18 protein-coding genes are annotated in these 19232 nt (G+C 59.0%); 5 read left to right on the plus strand and 13 right to left on the minus strand.

Going from position 1 to position 19232, the window contains the following annotated elements; all coding sequences use genetic code 11:
* Positions 1 to 10: 10 nt before the first annotated feature.
* Genes DIT72_RS17815 through cmoB form a run of 3 tightly spaced genes read left to right on the plus strand, consistent with a single transcriptional unit; the run spans position 11 to position 2158 of the window.
* Positions 11 to 403 (plus strand): kinase, encoded by a 393-nt coding sequence (locus DIT72_RS17815; RefSeq protein ID WP_135956587.1) that lies wholly within the window; start codon positions 11 to 13, stop codon positions 401 to 403.
* Entirely contained in the window at positions 396 to 1151 is a 756-nt protein-coding gene (gene cmoA, locus DIT72_RS17820; protein WP_135956588.1) for a carboxy-S-adenosyl-L-methionine synthase CmoA, read from the plus strand. Before DIT72_RS17815 ends, cmoA begins: the two co-directional genes overlap by 8 nt.
* An 11-nt stretch (positions 1152 to 1162) precedes the next feature.
* Positions 1163 to 2158, plus strand: coding sequence for a tRNA 5-methoxyuridine(34)/uridine 5-oxyacetic acid(34) synthase CmoB (cmoB, locus tag DIT72_RS17825; RefSeq protein WP_135956589.1), 996 nt, complete (start codon positions 1163 to 1165; stop codon positions 2156 to 2158).
* Positions 2159 to 2183: 25 nt separating this feature from the next.
* Here cmoB and DIT72_RS17830 read toward each other — a convergent pair whose 3' ends face one another.
* The 11 genes from DIT72_RS17830 to DIT72_RS17880 all read right to left on the minus strand — a co-directional run bounded on the left by DIT72_RS17830 (position 2184) and on the right by DIT72_RS17880 (position 15235).
* Positions 2184 to 3479, minus strand: coding sequence for an adenylosuccinate synthase (locus DIT72_RS17830; protein WP_135956590.1), 1296 nt, complete (start codon positions 3477 to 3479; stop codon positions 2184 to 2186).
* An 83-nt stretch (positions 3480 to 3562) separates the two neighbouring features.
* Entirely contained in the window at positions 3563 to 4744 is a 1182-nt protein-coding gene (locus tag DIT72_RS17835) for an ATP phosphoribosyltransferase regulatory subunit (protein ID WP_135956591.1), read from the minus strand.
* 183 nt (positions 4745 to 4927) lie between these two features.
* Positions 4928 to 5803 carry a protease modulator HflC gene (hflC, locus tag DIT72_RS17840; RefSeq protein WP_135956592.1) on the minus strand — a complete coding sequence of 292 codons (876 nt, stop codon included), beginning with the start codon at positions 5801 to 5803 and terminating at the stop codon, positions 4928 to 4930.
* A 2-nt stretch (positions 5804 to 5805) separates the two neighbouring features.
* On the minus strand, positions 5806 to 7005 hold the full coding sequence (gene hflK / locus DIT72_RS17845) for an FtsH protease activity modulator HflK (protein ID WP_135956593.1): 1200 nt from the start codon (positions 7003 to 7005) through the stop codon (positions 5806 to 5808).
* A 78-nt stretch (positions 7006 to 7083) separates the two neighbouring features.
* A complete protein-coding gene (hflX, locus tag DIT72_RS17850; RefSeq protein ID WP_135956594.1) occupies positions 7084 to 8382 on the minus strand; it encodes a ribosome rescue GTPase HflX in 1299 nt (432 codons plus the stop codon).
* Between the two features lie 119 nt (positions 8383 to 8501).
* Positions 8502 to 8750, minus strand: a complete 249-nt coding sequence (gene hfq, locus DIT72_RS17855) for an RNA chaperone Hfq (protein WP_007154829.1) — start codon at positions 8748 to 8750, stop codon at positions 8502 to 8504.
* 40 nt (positions 8751 to 8790) lie between these two features.
* Positions 8791 to 9834, minus strand: coding sequence for a tRNA (adenosine(37)-N6)-dimethylallyltransferase MiaA (miaA, locus tag DIT72_RS17860; RefSeq protein WP_135956595.1), 1044 nt, complete (start codon positions 9832 to 9834; stop codon positions 8791 to 8793).
* A 7-nt stretch (positions 9835 to 9841) separates the two neighbouring features.
* The gene (gene mutL / locus DIT72_RS17865) at positions 9842 to 11749 is read right to left on the minus strand and encodes a DNA mismatch repair endonuclease MutL (protein WP_135956596.1); all 1908 of its coding nucleotides are present in this window, start codon (positions 11747 to 11749) and stop codon (positions 9842 to 9844) included.
* 19 nt (positions 11750 to 11768) lie between these two features.
* Entirely contained in the window at positions 11769 to 13127 is a 1359-nt protein-coding gene (locus tag DIT72_RS17870) for an N-acetylmuramoyl-L-alanine amidase (RefSeq protein ID WP_135956597.1), read from the minus strand.
* A gap of 18 nt (positions 13128 to 13145) precedes the next feature.
* A complete protein-coding gene (gene tsaE / locus DIT72_RS17875; RefSeq protein WP_135956598.1) occupies positions 13146 to 13661 on the minus strand; it encodes a tRNA (adenosine(37)-N6)-threonylcarbamoyltransferase complex ATPase subunit type 1 TsaE in 516 nt (171 codons plus the stop codon).
* On the minus strand, positions 13661 to 15235 hold the full coding sequence (locus DIT72_RS17880; RefSeq protein WP_135956599.1) for an NAD(P)H-hydrate dehydratase: 1575 nt from the start codon (positions 15233 to 15235) through the stop codon (positions 13661 to 13663). Before DIT72_RS17880 ends, tsaE begins: the two co-directional genes overlap by 1 nt.
* Before the next feature lie 119 nt (positions 15236 to 15354).
* Between DIT72_RS17880 and queG the strand changes: the two genes are divergently transcribed.
* Positions 15355 to 16419 (plus strand): tRNA epoxyqueuosine(34) reductase QueG, encoded by a 1065-nt coding sequence (gene queG / locus DIT72_RS17885; protein ID WP_135956600.1) that lies wholly within the window; start codon positions 15355 to 15357, stop codon positions 16417 to 16419.
* Here queG and orn read toward each other — a convergent pair.
* Positions 16414 to 16956 (minus strand): oligoribonuclease, encoded by a 543-nt coding sequence (gene orn / locus DIT72_RS17890; protein ID WP_135956601.1) that lies wholly within the window; start codon positions 16954 to 16956, stop codon positions 16414 to 16416. The genes queG and orn overlap by 6 nt on opposite strands.
* A gap of 228 nt (positions 16957 to 17184) precedes the next feature.
* Between orn and rsgA the strand changes: the two genes are divergently transcribed.
* Positions 17185 to 18240, plus strand: a complete 1056-nt coding sequence (rsgA, locus tag DIT72_RS17895; RefSeq protein ID WP_135956602.1) for a small ribosomal subunit biogenesis GTPase RsgA — start codon at positions 17185 to 17187, stop codon at positions 18238 to 18240.
* A gap of 5 nt (positions 18241 to 18245) precedes the next feature.
* On the opposite strand, the gene motB is transcribed toward rsgA, so the two are convergent.
* Positions 18246 to 19205: a flagellar motor protein MotB gene (motB, locus tag DIT72_RS17900; RefSeq protein WP_135956603.1), complete on the minus strand. Its 960-nt coding sequence runs from the start codon at positions 19203 to 19205 to the stop codon at positions 18246 to 18248.
* Between the last annotated feature and the right edge of the window lie 27 nt (positions 19206 to 19232).

The following is a 19232-nucleotide window of genomic DNA, read 5'->3' on the forward strand; positions in this document are numbered from 1 at the left end:
AGACCCGTTGATGAGCCAGAGTGAGGCCAGATTCACGATACGCAGCCTGATCGCAACAGCCATTGGCACCATTATCGTGACCGTTATCGTGCTGGAGGCCAGCGGCAGAATTGATCATTCCGACAACAAGGACCATGTGCCAGTCGGTGAGTTCGAGGCAGTTCACATCAAGCCGGGAGAGGAATTCCGCATGTCGCCCAAATCATCAGAGCTTCATGCCGTCTGTGAACAGGGTTATCTGGCCATTGCGGCCGATGTGGATCCGGACTTCCGCGGCATTCTTGTCGATTATAAAAACCGGGGCGTGCGCTGCAGCCGTGGTCCGCGACCGGTCAGCAACAGTCCGGCGCCGGCAAACGACAGCCCTGCGGATGAGAGCCAGGAGCCGGCGGACAATGGGTGACAGGAACACAAAGCCGGGACAGGCGCTGGACCGGCTGTTTGCCAGTGAACGGGAAACCGGCGAGTTTCGTTTCGACGCCTCCGTAGCCCGGGTATTCCCGGACATGATCCGGCGTTCGGTTCCCGGTTACACCACCATTGTTCCGATGATTGAGGTGATTACCGAACAGTACGCGCGCCCCGGCAGTCACTGTTACGACCTCGGTTGTTCCCTGGGCGCTTCGACACTGGCGATGCGCCATGGCATCGGTGACCGCGACTGCATCCTCACCGGTGTCGACAACTCGGCCGCAATGATCGAACGCTGCGAGCATTACATTGCCCTGGACGACCACCCGCTACCGGTTTCCCTGCGATGTGAAGATATTCTCGATACCGAACTCGACAACGCCTCGGTCACCACCCTCAATTTCACCCTGCAGTTCGTGGAACCAGAAAGGCGGGCGGAACTGATGAGGCGCATCGCCGACGCCACCCTGCCTGGCGGTGTGCTGATCCTTTCCGAAAAGATCCGCTTTGAATCAGCGGAGGAGCAGGCCATACAGACGCAGCTTCATCATGAATTCAAGCGAGCCAACGGCTACTCCGATCTGGAAATCAGCCAGAAGCGATCCGCTCTGGAGCAGGTGCTGATCCCGGAAACTCTGGCGGCACACAGGCAGCGTCTGGAGAGTGCCGGGTTCAGCCAGGTTCTGGTGTGGTATCAGTGCTTCAATTTTGTATCCATGCTCGCCATAAAATCGCCCTGACCGGAGCCTTCATGACGACTTTCGACTGGCAGCGCTGCTTCGCCCCCTTGCTCGACGAGCTGGACAGCCGTGGTCTGGAGCACTGGCGATCCCTGCTACAGCAACAGCTTCACAAGCGTTTCGAAGAAAATCCCCACGGCGACATCGCCCGCTGGATGCGGGCCCTGAATACCCTGCCTGCCATCAGCGAGGTGAACGCCGACCTGAACCGTTCGGCGATTACCCTGAGCACCCGGCAGCCGCTGACAACAGACGACGCTGCACGGCTCGAGCAGGGCCTTCGCGGCCTGATGCCATGGCGCAAGGGTCCGTTCGATTTCTTTGGCACCTATATTGATACCGAGTGGCGTTCCGACTGGAAATGGGACCGGGTGTCGCCCTACCTGTCAGATCTGGCAGGCCGGCAGATACTGGATGTGGGTTGCGGTTCCGGCTATCACTGCTGGCGCATGCTGGGGGAAGGTGCCGGGCGGATCATTGGCATCGATCCGGGGCTGTTGTTCCTGTTCCAGTTCCTGAGCGTCAAACGCTACGCGGGCCCGGAGCAGCGCATTGACCTGCTGCCCGTGCGCGTGGAGGATCTGCCCGCGAAACTGGAGGCGTTCGACACCACTTTCTCAATGGGCGTGCTGTACCACCGCCGCTCGCCACTGGACCACCTGCTCGAGCTCAAGGATACACTCCGCCCGGGCGGTGAACTGGTACTGGAAACGCTGATTGCGGATGGGCCGGAAGGCTACAGCCTGATGCCGGAGGATCGTTACGGCCAGATGCGGAATGTATGGTTCCTGCCCAGCTGCGACACCCTGCTACGCTGGCTCGATCGCACCGGTTTCCGCAATGCCCGGGTGGTTGACGTAACCGAAACCACAACCGAAGAACAGCGACGCACGGACTGGATGCGGTTCCAGTCGCTAGAGGACTTTCTGGATCAGAACGACCCAACCAGAACCGTCGAAGGCTATCCGGGCCCGAAGAGGGCGACCGTTATCGCCGACAAGCCCTGAGGCCTGCCGCGACAGAATCAACCAGCTATTCGCCGAAAGGGTGGCGCAGGACAACAGTTTCCACCCGGTCCGGGCCGGTGGAAATGATGTCGATAGGCGCTTCGATCTGCTCTTCCAGGAAGCGGATATAGGCCTTGGCATTCTCCGGCAACTGATCCAGACCGGTCAGCCCGACGGTGCTGTCCTGCCAACCCGGCAATTCCGCATAAACCGGCTCGATATCCTTGTAGGTATCACAGCCAATGGGGGGGCGGGTGATTTCACCACGGGGAGTTTTATACCCGATGCATACCTTCACTGTGTCCATGCCGTCCAGCACATCCAGCTTGGTCAGACAGATGCCGGAGACGCTGTTGATCTGGATGGCATGGCGCAGTGCGACGGCATCAAACCAGCCACAGCGGCGGGAACGCCCGGTTGTGGTGCCAATCTCGTTGCCCTTCACTGCCAGGTGCTGGCCCATGTCATCAAACAGCTCGGTCGGGAACGGGCCGGAGCCAACGCGGGTGGTATAGGCTTTGGTGATACCCAGCACGTAGTCCAGGAACAGTGGGCCGAAGCCGGAACCGGTGGCGGTGCCACCTGCCGTCGTGTTGGATGAGGTAACGTAGGGATAGGTACCGAGGTCAATATCCAGCAGCGATCCCTGAGCGCCCTCGAACAGGATGTGCTCGCCACGCTTGCGCAGGTCATGGAGGATATCCGTGACATCAGCCGACATCGGCAGAATTTCTTCGCCCATGGTCATCAGTTCAGCAAACGCCTGGTCTATATCTTCAGGCTCTTCGCGGAAATACTCGGTCAGGACGAAATTATGGTACGACATGATTTCCCGGAGCTTTTCCTTAAAGCTCTCCGGATCGCACAGATCGCCCACGCGCACCCCGCGGCGGGAAACCTTGTCTTCGTAGGCCGGGCCGATACCGCGGCCGGTGGTGCCAATCTTGTCAACACCCTTGGCGCGCTCCCGGGCCTGGTCGATGCGCACATGGGTCTTGAGAATGATAGGACATGCCAGGCTCACTTTGAGCCGGTCGCGCACGGCAACACCATTGGCTTCCAGCTCGCGGACTTCCTTCAGCAGGGCTTCCGGGGACAGCACCACACCGTTGCCTATCAGGCACAGGACATCCTTGCGCAGAATGCCAGAGGGAATCAGGTGAAGGGCGGTTTTCTTGCCTTCAATAACCAGGGTATGCCCGGCATTATGACCACCCTGGAAACGTACTACCGCAGACACCTTGTCGGTCAGCAGATCAACAATCTTGCCTTTTCCTTCGTCACCCCACTGGGTGCCCAGCACTACAACGTTTTTACCCATATCTCTCTCTCAATGCGGCTTCGCCAGTCGACGGAATCCGCGCAGATTTACCTGTAAATGAGTGGCCCGGTCCCGGGGGGTTGTCAGCCCAGTTGCTCCACGGCCCACTGGCCGTCACGCAGTACCAGAACCCGGTCGCAATTGCGTGACCGCGGATCAACGCCTTCGTCTTCCGGCAGGGCCCGAACAACGGTTTCAGTCATTCGCAAGCCCGAAATAACACTCTCCAGCGCGGGGTCTTTGGCCCCGGGCGCCCAGATTGACTTCCCTGCCCGGCCGGGACGCCGACCAAGGGAAACCAGTGAGCGGATATCCAGACTGAATCCTGTCGCGGGTCGTGCACGGCCAAAATCACTACCGATGGCGTCATACCGGCCACCCTTGGCAACCGCGTCGCCGTGTCCCGGCACATAGGCCGCGAACACCAGCCCGGTGTGGTAGTTGTAGCCGCGAAGCTCGCAAAAGTCGAAACCGAAACTGACTTCCGGGTAGCTGGCAGACAGCATCTCTGCAACCCGTTCCAGCTGGTCCAGCGCCTGGCGAAGCGGTTCCGGTGCGCCTTCAAGAATCCGTTTCGCCTGCATCAGGGCCGCCTTTCCGCCACTGACCCTGGCCAGCTCCCTGAGCATGCCTCCGGCAGACCCCGGCGGGCAATCAGCTAACAACTGATCCAGCTCCGGCACCGATTTGCGGCCCATGGCATCGAAAATGGCCGCCCCGGTATCCCGGTCAAAGCCGGCTTCGCCCACCAGGCTCTCATAAATAGCCACATGGGCGAGATCCAGGTGGATCTTCGGCAGACCGGACACCCTCAGAGTTTCCAGCATCAGGCTGATCACTTCCATATCAGCCGACTCGGACGCACTGCCAAACAACTCGCAACCGGCCTGGATAGGCGTGCGCCCTGTCAGCATATGCCGCGGCCGCGTATGCAGGACGTGGCCGGCATAACACAGCCGGGTGATACCCTCCTGGCGGAGGGTATGGGCGTCAATGCGTGCGGCCTGGGGCGTCATGTCTGCCCGCAGCCCCATCATCCGGCCAGTCAGCTGGTCGGTCAGTTTGAAGGTCTGGAGTTCCAGATCATGCCCGGTGCCGGTAAACAGCGACTCCAGGTATTCAATCAACGGCGGGATAACCAGCTGGTAACCCCAGTGCTGGCAGGTATCCATTACATCCCGGCGCAGGGATTCAATCTGTCCAGCCAGTGGTGGGAGGATATCTTCCACGCCATCCGGCAGAAGCCAGCGATCAGATACTGTCATGAGATTCGGTTGTCCGTTCTGCCCCGGGATAAAGACTGAGGCCCCGGGAGTGCACAGGATTTAGGGCGATGTCCGGAAAAAGATATAAACCCGGACCAAAACCGGCAGAATTTTACACTGTTGGCAGACACAAAAAAACCGGAATACCTCGGTATTCCGGTTTTGCAGGTCTGGCGACGATAATTAGCGAGCGCCCTGAGGGTCCTTGAGGAACCTGAGGAAGTCACTGTCGGTATCGATCACCATGATATCGTCTTCGTTTGCGAACGTCTTCTCGTAGGCTTCGAGACTGCGATAGAAGCTGTAGAACTCGCTGTTCGAGCCGTAGGCATCAGCGTAGATCTCTGCTGCTTCGGCATCCCCCTCACCACGCATCTCTTCGGCACTGGCGAAAGCTTCCGACAGGATGACAGTGCGCTGGCGATCCGCATCGGCGCGGATCCCCTCAGCGAGCTCCTGACCTCGGGAGCGGAACTCCTGTGCCAGCTTTTCACGCTCAGTGGCCATGCGACGGTAGACGTTCTGGCTCACCTGCCCCGGAAACTCAATGGCCTTGACGCGGATATCCACCACACTGATGCCGAACTCCTTCTGCGCCGTTTCGTTCACCCGCTCCGTCAGCGTGGTCATCAACTGGTCACGCTGACCGGAAACCACCTCAACCATGGTGCGCACACCGAACTCATCACGGAGGCCATTGTCCACCCGGGACAGCAGTAGCTCGGACGCACGGAATTCGTCGCCACCGGTGGCACGATAGAACTGATCCACATCCTGGATTTTCCAGGCGATGTACGAGTCCACGTCCAGTGGCTTCTTCTCAATGGTCAGGTACTGACGCGACGGTAAGTCAGTCGTCAGCAATCGAACATCGAATTCCCGCACCTGGTCAATCACCGGCACCTTGAAGTGGAGGCCCGCCTCAATGTCCGTCTGGATCAGTTCCCCGAACCGAAGCAAGACGCCCCGGTGGGTTTCCGGAATGATGTATACGCTTGAGAGCGCAACCAGCACGACAATCAGGGCGCCTGCAAGGCCCGCAATGCTTTTGGTTCCCATAATTATCTACTCCTCCGAACGCCACTGTCCTGCCTGCCACGCAGCTCCTGCGCAACCTGGTCCGACAGGGTCTGGATATCGACATTGCTGCTGCCGGAGCCGGAGTTGTTCTGGCTATCAGACGTTGTGCCCGCTCGGTTGGTCAGCCTGTCCAGGGGCAGAAACATCATGTTGTCGCTGCTTTCCGTATCCACCAGCACCTTGCTGGTTCTCGAAAACACACCCTCAAGTGCCTGAATGTACATGCGCTCACGGGTCACTTCAGGCGCTGTCTCGTAAACACCCAGTACCGCGAGGAAGCGCGAGGTTTGACCGCGGGCGCGATCAATCACTTGCTGCTTGTACGCTGAAGCCTCCTCGGTCAGGCGCTGGGCGCGGCCACGGGCCTCAGGAACCACTTTATTGCGGTAGGTCTCTGCTTCTTCCTTGAGCTGCTGCTCGTCTTCACGGGCACGCTGAACTTCGCGGAACGCATCCTGCACCGCGTCAGGCGGCTGGGTGCTCTCGACGTTTACCCGAACGATCGACAACCCGGTACCATATTCCTCAAGGAAGGTCTGAAGGCGCTGCTCGACGCGAACGGCCAGCTCGGCACGCCCTTCAGTCAGAACATCGTCCAGAGTCGAACTGCCAACTTCGTGGCGCAGTGCACTGTCAGTGGCGAACGCCAGTGCCTGGTTCGAGTCGCGGACATTCAGTACGTAGGCCCTGGCATCACCAACGCGATACTGAACCTGCAGGTCCACCGACACCAGATTCTCATCCTGTGTCAGCATCTGCCCGGTGGATTCCGTATTCCGCACACTGGTCACCCGTACCAGATTCACACTATCGATCAACGGAACCTTGAAACGCAGACCGGGGGGCTCGGTACGACTGTACTCACCAAAGCGAAGAACCACCGCCCGCTCCTGTTCGTTCACCGTATAGAACGATTGAAAAATAACGTATCCGGCGAAAATGATCCCTGCCAGAGCAAGAATCGCTCCAATATTACCGGCACTGGGTCCTCCACCCGAGGAAGATCCACCATCACCACCAGACTTTTTGCCCTTGCCTCCAAGCAGCTTGTTAAGCTTGTCGAGGCCCTTTTTCAGTGCCTCGTCCAGATCTGGTGGGCCCTGATCCTTGCCGCCACGACCGCCGCCGGTTCCCCAGGGGTCATTGTCGTTTCGGTTTCCACCCGGTTCATTCCAGGCCATAATTTTCTCCGTTCCAAACGAGTCGAATGGCTGCAAATACTAGGGATTTATAAGCGCCCCGGCAATAGCACAGCCTGTCTATATACGTTGATCGTCGAGTCTTACGTCTCTTTCCTGCACACCAGCACGACTCAGAAGCTGTAACCAGTCCCGATGCTGCAGGCGAACCTCCAGCACCGAATCGCCACTGTCGCGGTGGTTTTCGGACACCACGGCTCCGGTTTCATGCAGAAGCGCCCGCAATTTTCCATCTGCCGGTCCCAACAGTACGAACTGATGGATAACATCTTCCGCCAACCGTTCGACAATGGCGTCAAACAGGCCCTGGAGGCCTTCACCGGTGACTGCGGAGAGCCACACCCGGACCGGCACGCCATCTTCGTTGCGCTCGATCCGCGGCTCGAAATTATCCAGCAGATCAATCTTGTTGAAAACCTGCAATACGGGAATCTCGTCTGCCCCGATCTCCGCCAGTACTTCTTCCACCTGCTCCATGTTCTCTTCCCGCCGACTGTCATGACAATCGATGATGTGAAGGAGAAGGGAGGCTTCCGTGGTTTCTTCCAGCGTGGCCCGGAATGCTTCAACCAGCTTATGGGGAAGGTGACGGATAAATCCGACAGTATCGGCCATTACGACCGGACCGATATCCGGAAGTTCCAGCCTTCTCAGCGTTGGATCCAGCGTTGCGAACAATTGATCCGCTGCGTAAACGGTGGAGGCCGTAATTCGATTGAACAGCGTGGACTTGCCCGCGTTGGTGTAGCCCACCAGTGAGACCGTTGGAATATCCGCCCGCATACGGGCCCGGCGCCCCTGGTTACGCTGTTTGCGAACCTTGTCAAGCCGACGGTGGATGGACTTGATTCGCTCCCTGAGCAACCGGCGGTCGGTTTCCAGCTGGGTTTCACCCGGGCCGCGCAGTCCGATACCACCCTTTTGACGCTCGAGGTGCGTCCAGCCACGAACAAGGCGGGTCGACATATGCTCGAGCTGGGCCAGCTCTACCTGAAGCTTGCCCTCGTGAGTACGGGCCCGCTGGGCAAAAATATCGAGGATAACGCCGGTGCGATCAAGCACCCGGCAACTGAGCTCACGCTCGATATTGCGCTCCTGACTCGGACTGAGCGCGTGGTTGAAAAGCACCACATCGGCTTCGTTGGCGGTCACGGCATCACGGATTTCTTCCAGCTTTCCCTCGCCGACAAACAGTCTCGGGCTGGGTTGCTTGCGGGAACCGGCAATCACACCGACCGGCTCGACACCGGCAGACCAGACGAGTTCACGGAACTCATCCAGATCTTCGGATTCTTCTTGCGAGGAAAACTCGATATGAACGAGAATTGCCCGTTCACCAACGTCGGGACGCTCAAACAAGTAGTAATAGCTCCAAATCAGTCAGGTCGTACCTGTCATCAAAACAGATACCCGCGGCCCTGGGAACCCTGACGGGTTCTTCGGGAGCGCGGGTAAAAACGCCGGCAGTACCGGATAAATCAGTCTTCAGACTCTTCTCCGCCGGGCGCCTGTGGCGGGATGCGAACATTCCTCGCAGGCACCACAGTGGAAATGGCGTGCTTGTAGACCATCTGGCTGACAGTGTTTTTCAGCAAAATCACGAACTGGTCGAAAGACTCAATCTGGCCCTGAAGCTTGATACCATTGACCAGAAAGATGGAAACCGGAATGCGTTCCTTGCGTAAAGCATTGAGGTAAGGGTCTTGTAGGGAGTGCCCTTTTGACATGTGTATTCTCCTGTTTATAAGTAAAGGCAGATCGTCATTTTCAAGATTTAAATGTGGTGCGACATTCAATAATTTTCAAGGCGGTGTCGGACATAAGTTTGTCTTCACTGTCCAGCCAATGCAGGCCGGACCATTTCCGCAACCAGGTGAGCTGTCGCTTGGCAAGCTGCCGGGTAGCCGCGGTCCCCTTATCCACCATGGTGTTGTAATCATACTCACCTGCCAGATGGGCCCAGACCTGTCGATACCCGACACAACGCATGGAGGGTAGCCCGGGATGCAGATCGCCTCTGGCCATCAGCGCCCTGACCTCATCGAGAAAACCGGCAGCCAGCATTGCCCGGAATCGCCGGTTGATTCTTTCATGGAGCACCTGCCTGTCGGCGGGCGCCATTGCAAGCTGCACTACAGTATACGGAAGAGACGGCGTTTCGTCTGCCTGCCATTGTGTCAAATAGGTGTAATCCTCAATGCCTGCCCTGAGCCTGTCGCCGCCAGCGTTCTCGCTCTGCGGATTACCCTCCCAGATCGACGAAATCGGGCGCCCGGTCAGGCGAATTACCTCAAGCGCCCGGACCAGTCGCTGCCGGTTGTTGCGGTGAATCAGCTGCGCCGCCACCGGGTCCTGCCGTTCCAGCTCACGATGAAGGGCGCCCCACCCGTGCTCTTCGGCCTGCTGTTCCAGGGCCTGCCGAATGACAGGGTCAGCCGGAGGCAGATCCGACATCCCCTGGAGCAGGGCCTTGAAGTACATCATGGTGCCACCCACCAGCAACGGAATCCGCCCGGCCGCGGTAATCTCGGCCATGTGATGCCGGGCATCCCGGCGAAAGTCTGCGGCCGAGTAGGTTTCTGCGGGATCACAGATATCAATTAACCGGTGGGGGGCCTGGGCAAGCTCTGCGGGTGAGGGTTTCGCGGTGCCAATATCCATACCCCGGTAGATCATCGCCGAATCAACACTGATGATCTCGCAGGGCAGCCTGCGACAGAGCTCAATGGCCAGATCGGTCTTGCCGGAGGCAGTGGGCCCCATCAGACATATGGCAGGAGGCCGGGCGCCATCAACGGAGGTTGTCGACATATCGGCGTCAACGCCCCCGCAGGAACAATTTATCAAGTTCCGATAAAGTGACCACGGTCCAGGTCGGACGGCCGTGGTTGCATTGGCCGCTTCGCTCTGTCGCTTCCATGTCACGCAACAGGGTGTTCATCTCGGGAATGGTCAACTGCCGGTTTGCACGGACAGAGCCATGGCAGGCCATGGTGCCGAGCAGTTCATGGGTTACCGCCTCTAAACGGTCGCTTTCACCATTTTCAATAAGGTCTGACAGCACATCCCTTACCAGTTGCTCAGTATCCGCTCCCCGCAGCAGGGCGGGCATCTGTCTGACCGCCAGGGTTTCGGGACCTATGCGGTCGACCCTCAATCCCAGCTGCAGAAGCTCCTCTCCATGGGTTTCCGCCAACGCCGCCTCTTTCTGGCTGACCGCGAGGGATACCGGCACCAGAAGCGGCTGGCTCTTGAGATCCTGCGCTTCCAGCGCCCGCTTCATACGCTCATAGGTTATGCGTTCGTGCGCCGCGTGCATATCAACCACAATCATGCCCTGGCGGCCCTGGGCAAGGATATAGATCCCGTGTAGCTGTGCAATGGCATATCCCAGGGGCGGCTCGTCGCCGCTGCCCTGTGGCGGCGTGGGAGATGCCACTGCCATCTCACCGGCTTCGGCCACAGCTGACTGGCCATCGACGCCACCACCCTGGCTCAGGGACTGGTAGAACGCCATCTGGTCACGAGCCTGCCATTCATGCTGCGGCGGCCGCTGACTGCCGGAAAACCCGGCGGGCTGCTGGCCGGGTGACGCGGTAAATGGCTCAGGAGACGGCTGACGGTTTACGTCGGACAGGGCAACCTGGGCGCCATAGCCGTCAGACATCCCGGTGGTTTCGCGACCCTGGGACTGTGCCACCGCACCCCGCAAATGATCCTCGGGGCGCACATCTGCCAGCGCCTTGTGCAGGGTGCGAAAAATGAAGTCGTGCACGAGGCGACCGTCGCGGAAGCGCACTTCGTGTTTGGTGGGGTGAACGTTCACATCCACATTGGCGGGATCCACCTCCAGATAGAGGACGAAGGCAGGATGACGGTTGTTATAGAGCACATCACGGTATGCCTGGCGCACCGCATGGGCCACCAGTCGATCGCGGATAACCCTTCCGTTAACGAAAAAATACTGCAGGTCTGCCTGACTGCGGGAGAAGGTTGGCAGCGCCACCCAGCCCCAGAGCTTCAGCCCCGTTGCCTCGGCATCGATCACCACCGCATTGTCGATGAACTGCTGGCCACACAGGGAGCCAACCCGACGCTCACGGTCCAGGGGGTTTTCCGCCGGCCGCAGGCTCTGAACCACCCGCTGGTTGTGACGGAGCGTGAAGCCGGTGTCAAAACGGCTCAGCGCCTGACGCCGGACGCATTCGTCCACGTGATTGAATTCTGTTTTCTCGGTGCGGAGAAACTTCCGCCGGGCCGGCGTATTAAAAAACAGGTCCCGTACTTCCACGGTCGTTCCTACAGGGTGGGCAGCCGGCGAGATGCTGGCATCCATGTCACGGCCTTCCACCTCTACCCGGGAGGCGGCTTCCTGGCTCTCCGTGCGCGAGGTCAGCGCCAGCCGGGAGACGGAGCTGATACTGGCCAGGGCCTCGCCGCGAAAACCGAGTGACGCGACCGCTTCCAGATCATCCAGGTTCTCGATTTTACTGGTCGCGTGCCGGCTGAGAGCCAGCGGGAGATCTGCCTCGTCGATACCACTGCCGTCATCCCGAATCCGGATGAGTTTGACGCCGCCCTGTTCGATCTCGATGTCAATCCGGCCGGCGCCGGCGTCGAGTGCGTTTTCTACCAGTTCCTTGACGACCGAAGCCGGACGCTCAACAACCTCGCCGGCAGCAATCTGGTTTGCCAGGCGAGGAGTCAGTAATCGGATGGAGGGCATGCTACCGGAATACCTCGTTTCAGGATGCGGGAATACGAATGGTTTGCCCTACCATAACACGGTCATCATTGAGGTCGTTATACTGCATCAGTTCACTGACGCTGATCTGATTCTCCTTCGCAAGGCCCGAGAGGGTATCGCCCCTGCGAATGCGATACTGGCTGACACTGCCGTCACCCCGCCTGTTCTGTTTCTGCCACGCCAGCAAGGTGCCCGGCGGCGGCGCTTTCTGGAAATAGTCGTCAATACCTTCAAACACCGCCCTTGAGAGCTTCTCCCGGTACCAGGAACTGGACAGGTTCTGCTCTTCCCTGGGGTTCGAAATGAATCCGGCCTCAACAAGGATGGACGGGATATCCGGCGATTTCAGCACGGCAAAGGCAGCTTGTTCAACGCCCTTCTTATGTAGCTTGGCAACACTGCCAAGCCTGCCGAGGATGGAACTGCCGACACCAAGACTGGAATTGATACTGGCCGTCATGGACAGATCCAGGAGAACGCCCGCCAGCATCTCGTTACGACCATCCAGCGAAACACCACCGGCGCCACCAATCAGGTCGGACCGGTTTTCGCTTTTCGCGAGCCAGCGGGCTGTTTCACTGGTGGCTCCCCGTTGCGACAGCGCAAACACCGATGCCCCACTGGGCTGGGGCGTACGGAACGCATCCGCATGGACAGAGACAAACAGGTCAGCGTTGTGCTTGCGGGCAAGCAGCGTGCGACTGCGCAAGTCGATGTAATAGTCACCGTTGCGGGTGAGCTTTGCGGTATATCCCGGCCTGGCCTCTATCAGGTTGGCCAGGGTTTTGGCCATGTTCAGCACCACGTCTTTCTCGCGAGTGCCACGTGGGCCGATGGCACCGGGATCTTCACCGCCGTGGCCGGCGTCGACGACCACGATAATATCGCGCTTGCCGTTGCTGTTCTGGGAAACAGTCGGCTCGGATGGCTTCCGGGCTTTCAGGCCGCCCTCGTCGATCAGGTCTACAACCAGCCTGTGACCGTACTTCTGGTTGGGCTCCAACTGAAAACTTCGGGGCTTGATATCCGTCTTGAGATCCAGAACCACCCGCAGGTCATTGCCGTTGCGGGGAGCACTGCGAATCCGGCGAACCGGACTGCCTGACAGGTCGAGCTTTTCAAGGTCAGCTTTGAGACTGGCATTTTCCAGGTCAATCACCAGTCGCGACGGACCCGAGAGCGCAAATACCTTGTGGTCAATCTTGCCACCAATATCCAGCACCAGGCGGGTATGGTCCGGCGCCGGCCAGATCCGGGCACTGTCTATCGTGACGCCCGCCATTGCGGCCAGCGGAACCATCAGCAACATCAGGCCCGTGGCAATAAACCATCTGGAGAACGTTTTTATAATCATCATCCTGTACACCTGCACTGATCACACACGATTGATATCCCTGCCCGTGGGCCACTGCATGGCAATCCGGGCCAGCAAACTGCAGCCACGGCTGGTTGGCGCTGATACTCTGGCGCTGCGTCCGTCTCCGCTTTTTTCCAGACGAACCAGCAGATCCGGCTCGGGAAGAATACCCAGGCCCCGGCCGGGCCACTCTACAACGCACAGGTTCTGGCCCTGGAAATAATCCCGGATGCCCATGTATTCCAGCTCCTCCGGGTCACCAAGCCGATAGAGATCAAAGTGATAGGCCGGCGGATTCAGATGCTCATAGGGCTCAACGATGGTATACGTCGGGCTTTTGACTGCGCCCTGGTGACCAAGGCCATGCATGACGCCCCGACTCAGGGTCGTCTTTCCCATACCGAGCTCACCTTCCAGGAACACAACGAGACCCTGACCACTCTCGCTGACAACTCCCGCCAGGATCTGACCCAGTTTTTCCGTATCCTGCTCGTCCTTCAGGTAAAGCCCGAGATCGTCTGCTGTCACAACCATTAGTCTTCAACCGCCCCTTTTCCGCCTTTCCCGGCCATGGATCCCCGTTCCGACTCCACCAACACCCGTGGCAGGGCATCAATGACGTCTATTGGCAGCAGGCCCATATAACCCAGGGTCTCTGATGCCCGGTTTGCCGCTGCCAGGTGAAGGGCTGCGGCTGCCGAGGCTGACAGATGCGCCTCTCCCAGTTGGGCATACAGGCTACCGAGTATTCCCGACAACACATCCCCCATACCGCCGGTCGCCATGCCGGGGTTACTTCCGTTGATAATGTCCGGCACTGCAGCTCCGGAGACTACGACCGTGCCTGCTCCCTTGAGCAGGATCACACCGCCGAACAGCCTGCGAATTTCCTCGGCCGCCTGAATCCGGTCGTTCTCGATATCTTCTACCCCGCACTCCAGCAGCCGCGCCGCTTCTCCCGGGTGCGGAGTCAGGATCTGGTTCTCTGCCGGCTGTGCGACACGCGATGCCATCAGGTTCAGGGCATCCGCATCGAGTACCCTTGGCTTGCCGCTGGCCACCACCTGCTGCAGCATCTGCTGCCCCCAGGCGCCCTGTCCAATGCCGGGGCCACAGACAATAACGTCAGCGGCACTGATCAGTGGTGGCAATTCCGAACCGTGAATCAGCCCCTGAACGATTACCGATGGGCAACGGGCAAGTGCAGGCGCAACGTATTCCGGCCGTGTTGCCAGGGTGACCATGCCGGCGCCGGCTCTGGACGCAGCCTCCGCTGTCATCAGCCCGGCACCGCCATAGCCACGATCACCAGCAACAATCAATACATGCCCGAAACGACCCTTGTGGGCAGCTCTCGGGCGCCGGGGTATCGCCTTATGGATGCCGGCCCAGTCCACCCGCCGGGCCAGCGGTCGCTGACCGCTTTCGCGAGCCCAGTCATCGGTATCCAGAGACTCAAACGCAACCTCCCCGGCGCATTCCGGGCCCTGACCGGTAAACAGGCCGGCCTTGAGGCCGATGAAGGTCACCGTTGCCGCCGCCCTGACCGTTTCCCCGGCGACGGTCCCAGTGGTGGCATTCAGCCCCGAGGGCAGGTCGATTGCCAGTACCGGCGCGTCCGCTTCGTTGCAGCCGTGGATCATGGTGGCAAAGGGCTCACGTGGCGCACCGGTCACGCCGGTTCCGAGCATGGCGTCAACAATCAGTCCGGCACTGGTAAAATGCTCGCTGACTTCGCTTTCATCGACGTCCGCCAATTCTCTCACGCGGACCCCGTCCTCGACTGCTTTTTCCCATGCCTTGCGGGCGTCGCCGGACAGTTTTTCAGTGGGCGCTACGGCAAGGCAGTCTACGTCCAGGCCATGACGGACAGCGTTGGCAGCGACCAGGTAGCCGTCGCCGCCATTATTGCCGGCACCGCACAAAACCAGAATCCGGCCCGCCTCGGGCCAGTATCGCACCAGCCGCCGGAAGGCACTGGCGGCAGCAGCCTGCATCAGCTCGAACCCGTCAACACCTTGCTGATCAATCACATAGTGATCAATCTCTCGCACCGCATCGGCGGAGTAGAGGTCTTCTGGTAAACTGTGATCTCCAGACAGGGGCATAAAACACCGCTCCCGTTACAGAATTCGGATTAAGAAAAAGGGCCAGATACCTGTAAAGAGTAGCAAAACACTGCAAAAGGTCATAACTTAATCAAATTAAACTTCGTTACTGGCATTCAATGACAGATCCAACTGATCAAAAACTGAACGATCTGCCGCAACAGATACGCACCTGGGCACGTGATCTGGGCTTTAACGATGCCGGGATCACCCTCCCCGACACCGGCATTCATGGGGAGCGACTGAAAAACTGGCTGCGCGAAGGGCTACACGGCGAAATGTCCTACATGGCAGACCATGGCGACAAACGCTACACCCCCACCTCGCTGGTAGCAGGTACCCGGCGGGTCATTTCCGTACGGCTGGACTACCTGCCGGCACCCGACAATCCGGGGCAGGTACTCACTAACCGGGAGAAGGCCTACATTACCCGCTATGCCACCGGACGTGATTACCACAAGCTGATGCGCAAGCGCCTGGCAACCCTGGCGAAATGGATAGACGAAGCCGTGTCCGGATACGATTACCGGGCATTCGTGGACAGCGCTCCCGTCCTTGAGCGCGCCCTGGCCCAGCGCGCGGGCCTGGGGTGGATTGGCAAGAACAACATGCTGATTCATCCCAAAGCCGGCTCTTTTTTCTTCCTCGGAGAGATCTTCACCAGCGCTCCGTTAGCGCTCGATCAGCCCTTCGAAAAAGAACATTGCGGCACCTGCGCCGCCTGCCTGGAGATCTGCCCCACAGACGCCTTCGAAGGGCCCCATAAGCTGGATGCGCGCAAATGCATCAGCTATCTCACCATCGAGCTGAAAGGCAGTATCCCGGAGGAGCTGCGCTCGAGGATGGGCAACCGGGTCTTCGGTTGCGACGACTGCCAGTTGGTCTGCCCCTGGAACAAGTTCAGCAAACCCTCAGCCGAGAAAGACTTCCAGCCCCGCCACGGCCTCGACAACAGCGAGTTGGCCACCCTGTTCCTGTGGACGGAAGAAGAATTCCTCAAACGAACCGAAGGCTCCGCCATCCGCCGTACCGGGTATGAAGGCTGGCTGCGCAACCTGGCCGTGGGGCTGGGTAATGCTCCTTCAACCATTCCGGTGATCGAGGCCCTCAGAAAACGCGCCGACCACCCATCGGATCTGGTTCGGGAGCACGTTCACTGGGCCCTCGGTCGACACGGTCTATAACTTGAAGAAGTGTTCGCGGTAATGGCGCAGCTCGTCGATGGAGTCGCGAATATCGTCCAGAGCCAGGTGACTGCCTTTTTTCTTTACCCCCTCCAGCACATCAGGCCGCCAACGACGGGCCAGCTCCTTGATGGTGCTCACATCCAGATTACGGTAATGAAAGAAGGCCTCCAGTTCGGGCATGTACTTCACCAGGAAACGCCGGTCCTGGCCGATGCTGTTGCCACACAGCGGTGACTGGCCGGGTTCGAGATAACGCTGCAGGAATTCCAGGGTTTTCTGCTCAGCATCAATCTCACTGAGTTTGCTGTCCTGCACCCGCCTGGTGAGTCCACTCTCGCCATGGGTGCGGGTGCACCACTCGTCCATCTCGCTGAGCAATTTGTCTGATTGGTGTACAGCGATAACCGGACCCTCTTCGATCGTATTCAGATCCGAGTCGGTAACAATTGTCGCTATCTCAATGATCCGTTCTTTTTCCGGATCCAAACCGGTCATTTCCAGATCGATCCAGACAAGATAGTTGGCTTCTGGCATTCAGTGTTCTCCAGCGGTTAACTCATGATTCGGGCAACGGCCGGGCAGGGCTTCCCGGGAGTGTCTGAAGCCATGGATGGCTTCAGTCAAGTGCACAGGGATGTGCTCGTAGCGTCTCCCGGGAAGCCCTGCCCGGCCGTTGCTGCACATAGTCTGCCTATTGTGGATGAATCACGTATGATGTTACAGCAATCACCATTCTCCATCAGGAAATAACCGACCCAAGATATGGCTAAACGTCGACTCAACAAGCAGCAGCAATGGCGCATCAGGAAAGTCCAGCAGGAACGGGCTGCCCGGGCGGCAAAGAAAGAAGAATCCATTGGTGAGAAGCTGGATGCCGGCGACCTGGGGCCGGAACAGCAGGGCCTGGTTATTGCCCACTACGGGCAGCAGCTGGACGTGGAAGTCCTGGAGGGGGAAGACACCGACAGGGTGTTGCGCTGTTTTGTCAGGGCCAATATCGACAGCCTCGTTACCGGCGACAAGGTGATCTGGCGGCCGGGGAGCGACGGCACCGGGGTGATCGTGGCCCGCTGCGACCGCAACACCCTGCTGCAGCGGCCCGACAACTTCGGCGCGCTCAAACCGGTTGCCGCCAACATCGACCATATCATTCTGGTGATTGCCCCGGAACCGGAGCCCCACGACAACCTGATTGATCGTTACCTGGTGGCGGCAGAAAGCACGGATATTCCGGTAATTATCCTGCTTAACAAGATCGATCTGATCACTGACCAGAACCGGGAAGCCATCGACAGTCTGCTGGCACGATACGAAAAACTGGGTTATCGGACAGAGCGCACGTCAGCGAAGACACTGGCAGGCGAGCAGGCGGTTCGGGTGGAAGATCTGGTGAAAGACCAGACCAGCGTGTTTGTGGGCCAGTCCGGGGTTGGCAAGTCGTCCATTATCCAGACCCTGCTTCCTGACGAGTCGATCCGCGTGGGTGCACTTTCGGAAAGCACCGGCAAGGGCATTCACACCACCACCACGGCAAGGCTCTTTCACCTCGACTGCGGCGGCGATCTGATCGACTCCCCCGGCATCCGGGAATTCGGCCTGTGGCACATGACACCGCAGGAGATCGAGTATGGCTTCCGGGAAATCCGCGACCTGATCGGTCATTGCCGGTTTCGCAACTGCAGCCATATGGGCGACCCCGGCTGCGCTATTGCACAGGCTGCCGAGGACGGGCGGATCAGCGTGGAGCGTATGAAAAGTTTCAAGCGGATTCTGCAGGACATGGCGGAGCAGCAGTCCCGGGGGCTGAAGGCTGATTAACCAGCCTACCAGTTCAGCTCACCGGGCTGCGGCTCCTCCTTCTCTTCCGACCAGTTACCTTGCTCCAGCCGATCCATCGCCTCCTGTTGCTGCTCCTCGGAGGGCGCGGTGAGGTCGATCAGGGGTTCATTCGATCTGCCGGCGTTGCTCTGGATACCTTGCGCCGTTTTCTTGTTCATCACGATGATGGAAATGCGTCGGTTGACCGGAGCCTGAGGGTCGTCCTGATCAAACAGCACGGAATCGCTCAGGCCCACAACCCGTCCAATCTGCTGTTGCGGAACGCCGCCGGCCACCAGCGCTCTGCGGGCAGTATTGGCGCGATCGGCCGACAGCTCCCAGTTGGTATAGCCGGGCCGACCGCTAAAGGGGGTGGAATCGGTGTGGCCGGTAATGCTCAGCTTGTTGTTGACGGTACTCAGGGTTTTGGCCAGCTCGAACAGGATGTCCTGGGAATAGTACTTGAGCTCGGCACGGCCGCTGTCAAACATCGGGCGCTGTGAGCGGTCGACAATCTGGATGCGCAGGCCCTCACTGGTAATATCGATCAGCAGCTGGTCCTTGAACTCCTGCAGGGTTTCATTCTGCTCGATGCGATCTTTCAGATCCTGAAACAGCTCTTCCATCTGTTGCTGCTCCAGAGTCTGGGCCATTTCCTCAACTATCTGGTCCTCAATCTGGATGTCGCTACGCTCGATATCCTCGCTGCTCTCGTTGATGACCGACGCACTGCCCTCGAGATCCACCGGGTTCGGGGAACCGCCCTCGGTAAACCCGACCGGGTCCTTGAAATAACCTTCAACTGCACGCTTCTGCTCGGGGGATGCCGTGGCCGTCAGCCAGAGCACGAGGAAAAAAGCCATCATGGCAGTGGCAAAATCGGCAAAAGCTACCTTCCAGGACCCCCCGTGGTGTCCTGCAACGACTTTCTTTTTGCGCTTTATGATGATTGGCTGTTCTTCCAAGAAGCTGCTCCAGACGGCACTTGTTCA

It is taken from the genome of Marinobacter orientalis, assembly GCF_004792665.1.
Taxonomy (GTDB): Bacteria; Pseudomonadota; Gammaproteobacteria; order Pseudomonadales; family Oleiphilaceae; genus Marinobacter; species Marinobacter orientalis.

Bases quoted from the DNA above. Each gene is read 5' to 3' on its own strand.
- orn (WP_135956601.1), bottom strand. From the start codon at position 16,956: ATGCCAGAAGCCAACTATCTTGTCTGGATCGATCTGGAAATGACCGGT.
- miaA (WP_135956595.1), bottom strand. From the start codon at position 9,834: ATGTCGACAACCTCCGTTGATGGCGCCCGGCCTCCTGCCATATGTCTG.
- queG (WP_135956600.1), top strand. From the start codon at position 15,355: ATGACAGATCCAACTGATCAAAAACTGAACGATCTGCCGCAACAGATA.
- hfq (WP_007154829.1), bottom strand. From the start codon at position 8,750: ATGTCAAAAGGGCACTCCCTACAAGACCCTTACCTCAATGCTTTACGC.
- hflK (WP_135956593.1), bottom strand. From the start codon at position 7,005: ATGGCCTGGAATGAACCGGGTGGAAACCGAAACGACAATGACCCCTGG.
- cmoB (WP_135956589.1), top strand. From the start codon at position 1,163: ATGACGACTTTCGACTGGCAGCGCTGCTTCGCCCCCTTGCTCGACGAG.
- rsgA (WP_135956602.1), top strand. From the start codon at position 17,185: ATGGCTAAACGTCGACTCAACAAGCAGCAGCAATGGCGCATCAGGAAA.
- mutL (WP_135956596.1), bottom strand. From the start codon at position 11,749: ATGCCCTCCATCCGATTACTGACTCCTCGCCTGGCAAACCAGATTGCT.
- cmoA (WP_135956588.1), top strand. From the start codon at position 396: ATGGGTGACAGGAACACAAAGCCGGGACAGGCGCTGGACCGGCTGTTT.
- DIT72_RS17815 (WP_135956587.1), top strand. From the start codon at position 11: ATGAGCCAGAGTGAGGCCAGATTCACGATACGCAGCCTGATCGCAACA.
- tsaE (WP_135956598.1), bottom strand. From the start codon at position 13,661: ATGGTTGTGACAGCAGACGATCTCGGGCTTTACCTGAAGGACGAGCAG.
- DIT72_RS17835 (WP_135956591.1), bottom strand. From the start codon at position 4,744: ATGACAGTATCTGATCGCTGGCTTCTGCCGGATGGCGTGGAAGATATC.
- hflC (WP_135956592.1), bottom strand. From the start codon at position 5,803: ATGGGAACCAAAAGCATTGCGGGCCTTGCAGGCGCCCTGATTGTCGTG.
- DIT72_RS17870 (WP_135956597.1), bottom strand. From the start codon at position 13,127: ATGATGATTATAAAAACGTTCTCCAGATGGTTTATTGCCACGGGCCTG.
- DIT72_RS17880 (WP_135956599.1), bottom strand. From the start codon at position 15,235: ATGCCCCTGTCTGGAGATCACAGTTTACCAGAAGACCTCTACTCCGCC.
- DIT72_RS17830 (WP_135956590.1), bottom strand. From the start codon at position 3,479: ATGGGTAAAAACGTTGTAGTGCTGGGCACCCAGTGGGGTGACGAAGGA.